General features: G+C 74.6%; 8 protein-coding genes. 5 read left to right on the top strand and 3 right to left on the bottom strand.

All coding sequences use genetic code 11. The features are described from left to right. Positions 1-207: 207 nt before the first annotated feature. Positions 208-1,245: a DUF2637 domain-containing protein gene (locus AB0N04_RS34050; RefSeq protein ID WP_360212994.1), complete on the top strand. Its 1,038-nt coding sequence runs from the start codon at positions 208-210 to the stop codon at positions 1,243-1,245. Between the two features lie 127 nt (positions 1,246-1,372). Here AB0N04_RS34050 and AB0N04_RS34045 read toward each other — a convergent pair whose 3' ends face one another. Beyond that, a complete protein-coding gene (locus AB0N04_RS34045) occupies positions 1,373-3,673 on the bottom strand; it encodes a SpoIIE family protein phosphatase (RefSeq protein WP_360212992.1) in 2,301 nt (766 codons plus the stop codon). A gap of 376 nt (positions 3,674-4,049) precedes the next feature. Continuing rightward, positions 4,050-4,565 (bottom strand): ATP-binding protein, encoded by a 516-nt coding sequence (locus tag AB0N04_RS34040; RefSeq protein ID WP_360212990.1) that lies wholly within the window; start codon positions 4,563-4,565, stop codon positions 4,050-4,052. 511 nt (positions 4,566-5,076) lie between these two features. Here AB0N04_RS34040 and AB0N04_RS34035 point away from each other — a divergent pair. From AB0N04_RS34035 to AB0N04_RS34020, 4 genes are all read left to right on the top strand, one after another. Beyond that, positions 5,077-5,787: an urease subunit gamma gene (locus AB0N04_RS34035; RefSeq protein ID WP_360212988.1), complete on the top strand. Its 711-nt coding sequence runs from the start codon at positions 5,077-5,079 to the stop codon at positions 5,785-5,787. 5 nt (positions 5,788-5,792) lie between these two features. After that, positions 5,793-7,499, top strand: a complete 1,707-nt coding sequence (locus tag AB0N04_RS34030) for an urease subunit alpha (protein WP_360213104.1) — start codon at positions 5,793-5,795, stop codon at positions 7,497-7,499. Positions 7,500-7,531: 32 nt separating this feature from the next. Beyond that, positions 7,532-8,578, top strand: coding sequence for an agmatine deiminase family protein (locus tag AB0N04_RS34025; protein ID WP_360212986.1), 1,047 nt, complete (start codon positions 7,532-7,534; stop codon positions 8,576-8,578). Positions 8,579-8,736: 158 nt separating this feature from the next. Further along, positions 8,737-9,336, top strand: a complete 600-nt coding sequence (locus AB0N04_RS34020; RefSeq protein ID WP_360212984.1) for a TetR/AcrR family transcriptional regulator — start codon at positions 8,737-8,739, stop codon at positions 9,334-9,336. A gap of 688 nt (positions 9,337-10,024) precedes the next feature. Here the strand turns inward: AB0N04_RS34020 and AB0N04_RS34015 are convergent. Beyond that, complete coding sequence (locus AB0N04_RS34015; RefSeq protein ID WP_360212982.1) at positions 10,025-11,803, bottom strand: protein phosphatase 2C domain-containing protein; 1,779 nt, start codon at positions 11,801-11,803, stop codon at positions 10,025-10,027. Positions 11,804-12,040: the final 237 nt, after the last annotated feature.

Here is a 12,040-nt window from a genome sequence, read left to right as displayed (position 1 = left end):
CCGTACGACGCCGCACCCGAAAAGCCTGGAATTCCGGGAACAATCCGCATCGAATTCATACGACAATGCGAATTCACTGGGGTCAGAAATCCCTCTACTCAGCGCATTGACACCGAATCGGTCATTCCCCCGCCGAGCATCCGCCATGATGGTCCCCGCCATCACGACGCAGGAACGCGACGCAGGAAAGTGAGGCTGGTTCCGGCGATGAAATTGTCCGACATACCGCTCGGCTGGGCCGTCACCGCAGGCGTTGGGCTGCTGGTCAGCGCACTCCTGGTGGCCCTGGCCCGGACCAGGGGAGGCGCCCCCGCCGGCGGGGCGGACTCCTGGGAGCGTTCCGAGGAACGGCGCCGCCGCAAGGAGTCCCTCTACGGCGCCGCCTCGTACACGCTGCTGTTCTGCTGCGCCGCCGTCGCCGCCGCCCTCTCCTTCCACGGACTGGTCGGGTTCGGGGTCCAGAACCTCAACCTCTCCGGCGGCTGGGAGTACCTCGTCCCGTTCGGCCTGGACGGCGCTGCGATGTTCTGCTCGGTGCTCGCCGTCCGCGAGGCCAGCCACGGCGACGCCGCGCTCGGCTCCCGGCTGCTGGTCTGGCTGTTCGCCGGAGCCTCCGCCTGGTTCAACTGGGTGCACGCCCCGCGCGGCTTCGGCCACGCCGGCGCCCCGCAGTTCTTCTCCGGCATGTCCCTCTCCGCGGCCGTCCTGTTCGACCGGGCGCTCAAGCAGACCCGCCGGGCCGCCCTGCGCGAGCAGGGGCTCGTCCCCCGCCCGCTGCCGCAGATCCGCATCGTCCGCTGGCTGCGCGCCCCGCGCGAGACCTACGCGGCCTGGTCGCTGATGCTCCTGGAGGGCGTGCGCAGCCTCGACGAGGCGGTGGACGAGGTGCGTGAGGACAAGCGGGAGCGGGCCCTGGACAAGGAACGCCGGCGGCTCGCCGGGAGGCGCGAGCGCGCCGAGATCCGGGCGATCAGCCGCAGCACCAGCGCCTGGCGCCAACGCGGTGGCGGGGCACGCCAGTTGGAGTCCGGCTCGGAGCCCGCCATAGCCGGCGGGCCGGAGCCGGAGCAGCCCGCCGGACCGCCGGCGGTCGAGGCCGCCGAGGGCGCGGTGGTGCAGCCCGGCCTGCCGGCCCGCCCGGAACGGCGCACCATCGACCTGACGCTCGACGAGGACACCGTGACGCTGCCCCGGCTGGACTCGCTGGAGCGCAAACTCAAGGACCTGGAGCAGCAGTTCGGGTAGCGGCCGGTACCCCGCGGTCGGGTGCGGTGCGGCCCGGTGCGGTCGGGTTGCCCCGCGGTCCGGCGCGTGCGGGCCGCGGGTGCCCGGGCCGTGGGTGCCCGGACGCCCCCGGTCGCCCGGTGGGTGCTCAGGCGGCCGGCGTGCCGCTGAGCTCGAACCACATCCGCTTGCCGGACCCGCGCGGCTCCACGCCCCACGCGTCCGCCAGCGCCTCGACCAGCATCAGCCCGCGCCCGGAGGAGGCCTGCTCCCCCGGGGTCCGGCGGGTCGGCCAGAGGTCGGACTCGTCCTCCACCTCCACCCGCAGCCGGGCCCGGCCGCCGTCCGCGTCCGGCTCCCGGTAGAGCCGGGCGGTGAACATGGCGTCGCGGTCGGTGTGCCGGATCGCGTTGGTGACCAGCTCGGAGGAGAGCAGCTCGGCGGTGTCGATGAACTCGGCGACGCCCCAGCGGCGCAGCGCGTCCCGCAGCTCGGCCCGGACCTCGGCGATCCGCGCCAGGTCGGCCTGGCCGATCCGGCGGCGCAGCTGCTGGGCGGCCAGCCCGCCCGCCGGGCCGTCCCAGCGCAGGAGCAGCAGCGCTATGTCGTCCTCGCGCTCGCTGGAGTCGGCGGCCTGCGAGGCGATCCGGTCGGCCAGCTCCTCCAGCGGGTCGCGGGCCGACTCGGCGGCCGCCGGCAGCGGCCGGGCGAGCGCCCTGGTCAGCCGGGCGACGCCCTCGTCCAGGTCCATGCCGCGCGCCTCGACCAGGCCGTCGGTGCAGAGCAGCACCGTCTCGCCCGGGTCCAGGCTGAACCGGGTGACCCGGTACTCCTGGTCCGGGTCGATGCCCAGCGGCAGCCCGCCGGCCACCGGCACCACGGCGGCGGTGCCGTCGGCGCGGCGCACCACCGGGTCGAGGTGGCCGGCCCGGACGGCGTAGACCACGCCGTAGTCCACGTTGACCTCGGCGTAGGTGCAGGTCGCGAAGTGGTCGGTGTCCAGGTCGGCGAGGAACCGGGAGGCCCGGGCCATCACGGCGGCCGGCGGGTGCCCCTCGGCCGCGTAGGCGCGCAGCGCGATCCGCAGCTGGCCCATGATCCCGGCGGCGTGCACGTCGTGGCCCTGGACGTCCCCGATCACCAGGCCGACGTGGCCGCCGGGCAGCGGGACCACGTCGTACCAGTCGCCGCCGATCTGCAGGCCCGAGCCGGCCGCCAGGTAGCGCACCGCGGTGGTCACCCCCGGCACGGACGGCACGGTGCGCGGCAGCATCACCCGCTGCAGGCCGGCGGCCAGCTCGTGCTCCGCGTCGTGCAGCCGGGCCCGGGCCAGGGACTGGGCGACCAGCCCGCCCAGCGTGGTCAGCAGGGTGCGCTCGTCCGCGTCCAGCTCGCGCTCGTCGTCGAAGCTGACCACGCAGACGCCGATCGCCCGGCCGCTGGCCACCAGCGGCAGGTAGGCCCAGGCGCCGCGCCCGGTGCGGCTGGTCGGCTCCCACACCTGCGGGTAGTTCTCCCGGAAGCCCTCGCGGGTCGCGATGAAGACCGGCGTGCGGTGGCGCAGCGCCTCGGCCGCCGGGTGACCGGCCGGCAGGACCGTGCGGTCCCAGACCGCCAGCGCGTCCGCCCGGTAGCCGGAGGCGCCGAGGATCCGCGCCCGGCCGGCCTCGAAGGAGGCCAGCACCAGGCCGTCCGGCGGCAGTCCGGGCAGCGGGAGCTCGGTGAACACCCGGGCGACGTCACGGACGGTGACCGCCTCGGAGAGGGCGCGCGCCGCCTCCTTGATGAAGCGCGAGCGCTCCTCGCGCAGCAGCGCCATCCGGTCGGCCCGGTCGCGCTTGTGCAGCTCCACGGTGGCGTCCCAGACGAAGCCGACCATCCGGGAGGCCCGGCCGAAGGCGTCCGCGAGCACCCGGCCGCGGAAGCGCACCGCCCGCATGGACCCGTTCGGCCCGACCGTGCGGTAGTAGGCGCCGCACTGGCCCAGCTCGGCGACCGCGCGCTCGACCCGGCGGCGCACCACCGGCGCGTCCTCGGGGTGCAGCAGGGCGAGGAAGGAGCCCGCGGTGCGGTCGAAGCGGCCCTGGTCCATGGTGTCCAGGCCGATGATCGCGCAGGCCCGCTGGTCGCCCTCCAGGACGTCGCGGCGGATGTCCCAGTCGAAGGAGCCGATGCCGTTGGCGGCCATCGCGGGCTCCAGCCAGTCCGGCATGGAGTCCGCGGAGGAGGGCGGCAGACCGCCGGACAGCACCGGCGCCAGCCGCCCGGCGGCGATCCCGGGCGCCGTCCGCAGCGAGTGCCGGCGCGCCGCCTGCGCGGGCGGCTTCGCCCGGCCGGTGCCGGCCGTGGTGGGGCCCGCGGGGGCGGTGGTGGCGGTGGTGGCCTGGTGCTCGACGGCGGACGCGCCGGGAGGAAGCGCCGGCCCCGACGACTCGGGCTCAGTGGGCATGCTGCTCCTGCCGCTGCCGTGGCGGACCGCACCGACCGTCCGGGCGGGCCGCGTGGCGATGTGAGGGGTGGTGCTGGATCGGACGGTGTCGACGGACGGTGTTCAGTCGAGGTTCGGTCTCCCCGCTGCTTCCCGCACGTGGACACACATTCCCACCATCCTGGGCGATGTTCGGCCCAGCGGCAATGGCAACGGGCCGGAAATCTTCCGTTCCGCCTTCTGTTCAGGGCTTCCTTCGACGGCGAATGAATCGCCGTCGAACGGGTTGCCGACGGGGGCGGTGGGCCGGGTGCGCGGGAGCCGACGGGCGTGGCCGCCGGGCGGGTCGGTGAGTGCGGCCGGTGGGGCCGGCGGGCCCGGCGGCGGGCGGGCGGACTCAGGGCAGGGCCAGCTCGAACCAGGTGACCTTGCCCTCGCCGCGCAGCTGGACGCCCCACGCGTCCGCGAGCGCCTCCACCAGCATCAGGCCGCGCCCCGAGGTCGCGTACTCGGCGTCCGGATCCCGGCGGCGGCCGGGAAGTCTGCTCGCGCCGTCCTGCACCTCGATCCGCAGCCGGTGGTCCGACCCCAGCACCGCGTCGAACACCGCGCCCTTGCCGGTGTGCAGCAGGGCGTTGGTCACCAGCTCGGAGGAGAGCAGCTCGGCGGTGTCCGACAGCTCCGGCACCCCCCAGTGGTCCAGCGCCGTCCGCAGCCGCCGCCGGACCGAGCCGACCGCGACGAGGTCGGCCGGGTCGAGCGTCAGGTGGAGCCGGCGGTGCAGCGCGCAGCCGGGGGCCGGAGCACCCGGCAGGGTCGTCCCGGTGCCGGCGGCCGGACCCCGCGCCGGCCCGGACCGGTAGGCGTCGCCGGAACTCGTCCGCTGCCGCGGGAATCGCGACTGACCGTCCATCACCACATGCCCCCGCCCTCGAAACCCGGGCCCCCGCCTCCGGATCCCCCGCCGGCCGGGTGGCCCTTCCGATCTGACCACTCATCCTCATGCCCAGCTGACGGCGTTTGCAACAGTGTGCGTCCGATCACGTGGGGTGAAAGGGGCACGGGAGGGTTCACGTGATCCAACTGCCCGCGCCGGACGGGTTTGCGAAGCGCAGAGGCTGTTTTCGAACCCGCCCCCGCCCGATCCCGCGCACACCCGGCGCCCACTGCGACCGGGCGCCCCGCCCCGCGCCCCCGGTCTCACCCCCGCCGCGCGCCCGGCCCCGCGGCGGACCGGGCGCCCGCCCGCACCCCGCCGCCCCGGTCTCACCCCCGCCGCGCGCCCGGCGAGCCGAACCTCTCCGGAGGAGCAACGCTGGACAGGGCGGCGTGCTCCGGGTTCAATGACCCGAGATGTTTGAACGACGTTCTAACATCGTTCCGAAGCCGACCCCCCTCCCCCCGGCGACCGCGAGCGAGGAACCGTGCGACTGACCCCCACCGAGCGGGACCGGCTGCTGATCTTCACAGCAGCCGAGCTGGCCCGCGCCCGCCGAGCCCGCGGCGTACGCCTCAACGTCCCCGAGGCCACCGCCCTGATCGCCGACACCGTCTGCGAGGCCGCCCGCGACGGCCGGCGCCTGGCCGAGGCCATCGAGGCCGGCCGCAGCGTGCTCACCGCCGCCGACGTGCTGCCCGGCGTGCCCGACGTCGTCACCGTCGTCCAGGTCGAGGCCGTCTTCGACGACGGCACCCGGCTGGCCGTGGTCAACGACCCCTTCAAGGGCGCCGGCTCCCTCGGCGACGAGGCCCCCGGCGGCGCGCTGATCGGCGACGGCGCCGGCTACGACCCGGTCGAGGAGACGGTGGTGCTCCCCGTCCACAACACCTCCGGGGTGCCGATCTCCGTCACCTCGCACTTCCACTTCTTCGAGGCCAACCCGCGCCTCGCCTTCGACCGCGCCGCCGCCTACGGCACCCACCTGGCCGTCCCGGCCGGCTCCTCGGTGCGCTTCGACCCCGGCGCCACCGTCGAGGTCGGCCTCGTCCCGATCGGCGGCGACCGCGTCGCCATCGGCTTCGCCGGCCTGGTCGACGGCCCGCTCGACGCGCCCGGCGCCAAGGAGGCCGCCCTGGCCAAGGCCCGCGCCACCGGCTACCTGACCGGCTTCGACGACTCGGAGGTGCCGTCGTGACCGCGATCACCCCCCACGACTACATCGCGGTGCACGGCCCGCGCGCCGGCGACCGCATCCGGCTCGGCGACAGCGGCCTCATCGTCCGCGTCGAGTCCGACTCCCAGGCGCCCGGCGAGGAGTTCCTGGCCGGCTTCGGCAAGACCGCCCGGGACGGCCTGCACCTCAAGGCCGCCGCCGTCCGCGACACCTGCGACGTGGTGATCAGCAACGTCCTGGTGATCGACGCCGTCCAGGGCGTCCGCAAGACCTCGATCGGCCTGATCGGCGGCCGGATCGCCTCGATCGGCCGGGCCGGCAACCCCGACACCCTCGACGGCGTGGACGTCGTCGTCGGCACCGGCACGACGATCGTCTCCGGCGAGGGCATGATCGCCACCGCCGGCGCCATCGACACCCACGTCCACCTGCTGTCGCCGCGCATCATGGAGGCCTCGCTGGCCTCCGGCGTCACCACCATCATCGGCCAGGAGTTCGGCCCCGTCTGGGGCGTCGGCGTCAACTCCCCCTGGGCGCTGCGGCACGCCTTCAACGCCTTCGACGCCTGGCCGGTCAACATCGGCTTCCTCGGCCGCGGCTCCTCCTCCGACGCCGCGCCGCTCGTCGAGGCCCTCGCCGAGGGCGGCGCCTCCGGCTTCAAGGTGCACGAGGACATGGGCGCCCACACCCGCGCCCTGGACACCGCGCTGCGCGTCGCCGAGGAGTACGACGTGCAGGTCGCCCTGCACACCGACGGTCTGAACGAGTGCCTCTCCGTCGAGGACACCCTCAAGGTGCTGGAGGGCCGGACCATCCACGCCTTCCACATCGAGGGCTGCGGCGGCGGACACGTCCCCAACGTCCTCAAGATGGCCGGCGTCCCCAACGTCATCGGCTCCTCCACCAACCCCACCCTGCCCTTCGGCCGGGACGCGCTCGGCGAGCACTTCGGCATGATCGTCTCCGCGCACGACCTCAAGGTCGACCTGCCCGGCGACGCCGCCATGGCCCGCGACCGCATCCGCGCCGGCACCATGGGCGCCGAGGACGTGCTCCACGACCTCGGGGTCATCGGCATCACCTCCTCCGACGCCCAGGGCATGGGCCGCGCCGGCGAGACCGTCCGCCGCACCTTCGCCATGGCCGGCAAGATGAAGGCCGAACTCGGCGCCCTCGACGGCGGCTACGGCACCGTCGAGAGCGGCGACGACAACGAGCGCGTCCTGCGCTACATCGCCAAGCTCACCATCAACCCCGCCATCGCCCACGGACTCGCCCACGAGGTCGGCTCGATCGAGGTCGGCAAGCTCGCCGACATCGTGCTCTGGCGCCCCGACCACTTCGGCGCCAAACCGCAGCTCGTCCTCAAGGCCGGCTTCCCCGCCTACGGCGTCGTCGGCGACCCCAACGCCTCCACCGACCGCTGCGAACCCCTCGTCCTCGGGCCGCAGTTCGGCGCCCACGGCGCCACCGCCGCCGACATCTCGGTCGCCTTCGTCGCCCAGGCCGCCGCCGACGGCGCCTACCTCGACCGCCCCGCCGACGGACTGCCCACCCGCCGCCGCCGCGTCGGCGTCCGCGGCACCCGCGGCATCGGCCCGCGCGACATGGTCCGCAACGCCCGCACCGGCCACGTCGAGGTCACCGAGACCGGACTGGTCTCGCTGGACGGCGCGCCGCTGCGCTCCGAACCCGCCGACAGCGTGTCGCTCAGCCGCCTCTACTTCCTCTGACCCGCCCCCACCCTCCCCTGAAGGAACGCCAGATGACCACGCCCACCCCCGCCTCCCTCGGCTACCGGATGCCCGCCGAGTGGCACCCGCACGACCGCACCTGGATGGCCTTCCCCACCACCAACCCCACCTTCGACACCCCCGAGAACCTGCACGCGGGCCGCGAGGCCTGGGCCGCCGTCGCCAACACCATCGTCCGGTACGAGCCGGTCACGCTGATCGTCAACACCGGCGAGAGCGCCGAGGCCCGCAAGTACGTCTCCGAGCAGGTCGAGATCGTCGAACGCCCGCTGGACGACGCCTGGATGCGCGACATCGGCCCGTCCTTCCTGATCGACGGCAAGGGCTCGCTGGCCGCCGCCGACTGGATCTTCAACGGCTGGGGCGCGCAGTCCTGGGCGCGCTGGGACGACGACCAGCACATCGCCGAGCACATCAGCGAACTCACCGGGGTCCAGCGCTTCGCCTCCCGCCTCATCAACGAGGGCGGCGGCATCCACGTCGACGGCGAGGGCACCGTGCTCGTCACCGAGACCGTCCAGCTCGGCGAGGGCCGCAACTCCGACTGGACCAAGGAGGAGGTCGAGGCCGAGCTGCACGCCTTCCTCGGCACCACCAAGGCCATCTGGCTGCCGCGCGGGCTCACCCGCGACTACGACGAGTTCGGCACCCGCGGACACATCGACATCGTCGCCTCCTTCGTGCGCCCCGGCGTCGTCGTCGCCCACGTCCAGCCCGACCCGGCGCACCCGGACCACCAGGTCTGCCAGGAACTCGTCGCCATCCTGCGCGACTCCACCGACGCCCAGGGCCGCCCCCTGGAGGTCATCGAACTCGCCGCCCCCACCGTCCTGCTGGACGAGGACGGCGAGCCGGTCGACTACTCCTACATCAACCACTACGTGGCCAACGGCGCGGTCGTCCTCTGCGCCTTCGACGACCCGCGCGACCAGGAGGCCGCGGCCGTCCTCGGCCGCGCCTACCCGGGGCGCACCGTCGAACTCGTCGACGCCCGCGGGATCTTCGCCAACGGCGGCGGCATCCACTGCATCACCCAGCAGCAGCCGAAGGCCCTCTGACGCACGGCTCCGGCCGGCTGGGCGCCACCGGAGCGCGGCCCCCGCGGCCCGCTCCGGTGGCGCACCGGCCCGTCCCAGCGCCCCGTCCCCGCGACACTTCCCGGCGCTTCCCAGCGACACTTCCCAGCGACCCGTCCCACCTAGGGAGAGCGACTCACATGGCGGACCCCCGCCCGCGCCGGCCGGCACGCCCCCGCGAGGAGGTCTTCGCCACCGCCAGGGCCGCGATCGCCGAACACGGGCTCGCCAAACTCACCATGGCCGGGCTCGGCAAGCAGCTCCAGATGAGCGCCGGACACCTGCTCTACTACTTCGGCAGCAAGGACCAGCTGCTGCTGGAGACGCTCCGCTGGAGCGAGGACCAGCTCGGCACCCGCCGCCGCGACGCCCTCGCGGACCGCACCCGCGACCCCTGGCAGCGGCTCGACGCCTACCTGCGGCTCTACCTGCCCGAAGGGCCGGGGGATCCGCGGTGGATCCTCTGGGTCGAGGTGTGGGGGCGCTCGCCCGCCAGTGCCGAGATCCGCCAGGGGCAGCAGGAGATCGAGGCGCCCTGGCAGGCCGACCTGGTCGCCCTCATCGAGGACGGCGCCGCCACCGGCCACTTCACGCCCGGCCCCACCGCCGACCGCGCCACCCAGATCCGCGCCCTCCTCGACGGCCTCTCCGTCCCCCTCGCCATCGGCCTCCCCGGCCACCACCACCCCGCCGCCCTCACCCAGGCCACCGCCGTCACCACCATCCTCCTGCGCAACTGACCGCACACGGGGCCCCCTGACGCCACGGCGGCAGCTCCGCGGGGAAAAATATGTCGCCCGGTCTACAGATTCCATCGCGGACACGAACAGATGCCTGGCACGCCAGAAGTCGACCCCTCCGACTTCCTGCGCGACGACCCACACCAAGGACACCCGAGCCCGAAACGGGCACCCCCCGCGCTCGGCATGAATATGGCGACCGGTCTACAGATGCCGCGGCGGCGCGGGGCGTGGGAGCTGGAAGCCGGCGCACGAAAAGTCGGACCCGCCGACTTCCTATGAGGCTGCGCCCCGGCCATCCGAGCCCGCGCGCCCCGCAGCTTGAATATGTCGACCGGTCTACAGATTCAGTCCCAGCAGGGCCGCGGTCGGCGCGCAGGAAGTCGGCCGGGCCGACTTCCTGCGCAGCCGCACCGCAGGGCCGGGCCCGGGCCGGAGTGGGCGCCCCGGGCCAAGAAAATATGTCGACCGGTCTACAGATGTCGCGACGGCGCGGGGCGTGGGAGTGAAGCCGGCGCACGAGAAGTCGGGCCCGCCGACTTCTCGTGCGGCCGTGCGGCCGTGGCGCGGATGCAAATGCGGGTGCGGGTGTGGTGCCGGGTGGCCGCGGCTTGTGGCCCATGTCGCAGCGGGAAGAATATGTCGGTCGGTCTACTGATTTTTTCGGAGGCCCGTGGCCTCGGTCCGGTCATTCGGTCCAGATGGCTGCGGCGGTGCGGTCGTCGGCGTAGCCCTTGGCACGGACCTGGACCTGACGGAGGAAGTCGACGGTGCCCGGTGGGTGCGGGTGTGCCCAGTGGCCGGCCAGGAAGTGGGCGACGGCCGGCTCGTCGGCGATCGGACGGGCCAGGCCGGGGGTGCAGAGCAGCAGGACGTCGCCCGGGGTCGCGGGGACGAGCCGGAAGCGGAACGGTCGCGGTTCCTCCGGCGGCTGCTGGCCCTCCGGATGGTGCAGCAGTCTCGCCGCATAGGCGTCGATCCAGTGGCCGGCGCGCAGCAGGTAGAGCCCGCCCGGGCCGATCCCGAACGCCGCCCGGTAGGCGGCCGCCGGGTCGAGGGACATCAACAGGCAGTGCAGCGCCGCCGGGGACGGCGTGTCCGCCCCCGCGTCCCCCTCCTCCCGCGGCGCCAGGGCGCGCAGCGGGGCGACGGCGCTGGTGGCCAGCCGTTGGAGGCCGTAGCGGAGCCGGTCGCGGGCGCAGTCGCGCAGGTCGGCGGCCAGTCCCTCGCGGCTGCGGCCGATCGCGGCGGCCAGCTGTCGGCACGCCTCGCTCGTGGCGGTGGCGACCGCCTGCGCGGAGACCGCCTCGTCCGCGGCGGTGCCCGTCCGCTCGAAGCCGCCGAGCACCGCGAGCAGCAGCCCGTCCGGACCGTCCCCGAACCGGGTGATCAGCAAGGTGTCCCGGCGCGGCTCGCCCCGGTAGCGGGCGGAGTCGCCGCGCACGGAGACCGCGCGCAGCACGGACTGCCCGTACTGGGCGCCCTCCAGGGCGGTGTCGGGCACGAGCGCCCCGAGCGCACCGGGGTCCGTCTCCGGCACGGCGGTCGGTTCCGGGCCGTAGGTCGGCGGGCGTTCGCCGACGTGCGGCACGGTGGGCCGGTCGGTGGCGCGGGCTGGTCGGGGGGACGGGTGCAGGTCCGGGATGGTCGCGGTGGCGATGGCCGTGGCGAGGGTGTCGGGGCCGGGGTCGGCTTCGGGCCCGGGCTCGGAGGCGTCGGCCGGCTCGGACTCCGGCTCTGGAGCGGGGGTCGGCTCCGGCTCTGGGGCAAGCGTTTGGACGGGCTGCGGTTCGGGTTCCGGGACGGTGTCTTGGGCGGCGTGGTCGGCCCCGGTTCGGGGTTCGGCGGGTTCGGGGGCAGGCTTCTCCAGGGTCACCGTGGGCGGCGCCGGTTCGGATGCCGGCGCCGGCGAGGGGGCGGGGGCGGGGGCGTCCCGGGCGAAGGACGGGGCGGGGAACCGGTGGGTCTCGGCCGGGGTGCGCGGCTGGCCGATCACGCCGATCGCGGTGTCGAACCAATCGTCGATGCTGTCCCGCTCCAACAGCTCGTCCGGGGCCGGGTCCGTGGCCGCTTCGGTCTCGGGCTCCCGGACGGCTTCCGGTCCCGGTTCGCGCCCCGCGGTCGGAGCCTCGACCGACTCCGCCGCGGCTGCCACCGTCACCACAGGGACTCGCTCCGGCCCGGGGCCCGACTCCGACTCCGGCACCGGCACCGGCACCGGCACCGGCACCGAAGCCGACGCGAGCTCCGGCGCGGCGTCCGACTCCGACTCCGGCTCCGGCTCCGGCTCGGCGGTGCGCTGGTGTCCGATGAGGCCGGCCGCCGTGGCGAACCAGTCGTCGACGCTCCCGGCACCCGCGTCCGCCCGCGGGGTGTCGGGGAGGGTGCCCGCGGGGCCTTCGTAGACCTCGTCCCACCAGCCGTCCTCCGGCCGGTGCGGCTGTGCGGGTGCACCCTGCTTGCTCATCTGGCGGCTCCTGGTCGGTCCGTGGTCGCGCCGCCCCCGGCGGGGCCGGACTCGACGTCATTGTCTCCGAGTGCAACGACGCTGTCCGGGTTTCGGCGACAACCGGTCAGCGACCGGAGCGTTCCCGGCCACCGCGCTCACCAGCATGTTCATGGCGGTGTCGACGGCAGGGGGCGCAGCCCTCCCCCGCGGCGTCGCCGGAGGCGCCACCAGCGCTTCACCAGCGGGTTCGGCGAC

This window comes from Kitasatospora sp. NPDC051702 (assembly GCF_040681575.1).
Lineage (GTDB): Bacteria > Actinomycetota > Actinomycetes > Streptomycetales > Streptomycetaceae > Kitasatospora.
The sequence above is the reverse complement of the archived record's forward strand: the minus strand, read 5'-3'. Positions and strand labels throughout refer to the sequence as shown.

Bases quoted from the DNA above. Each gene is read 5' to 3' on its own strand.
- AB0N04_RS34050 (WP_360212994.1), top strand. From the start codon at position 208: ATGAAATTGTCCGACATACCGCTCGGCTGGGCCGTCACCGCAGGCGTT.
- AB0N04_RS34045 (WP_360212992.1), bottom strand. From the start codon at position 3,673: ATGCCCACTGAGCCCGAGTCGTCGGGGCCGGCGCTTCCTCCCGGCGCG.
- AB0N04_RS34040 (WP_360212990.1), bottom strand. From the start codon at position 4,565: ATGGACGGTCAGTCGCGATTCCCGCGGCAGCGGACGAGTTCCGGCGAC.
- AB0N04_RS34025 (WP_360212986.1), top strand. From the start codon at position 7,532: ATGACCACGCCCACCCCCGCCTCCCTCGGCTACCGGATGCCCGCCGAG.
- AB0N04_RS34020 (WP_360212984.1), top strand. From the start codon at position 8,737: ATGGCGGACCCCCGCCCGCGCCGGCCGGCACGCCCCCGCGAGGAGGTC.
- AB0N04_RS34015 (WP_360212982.1), bottom strand. From the start codon at position 11,803: ATGAGCAAGCAGGGTGCACCCGCACAGCCGCACCGGCCGGAGGACGGC.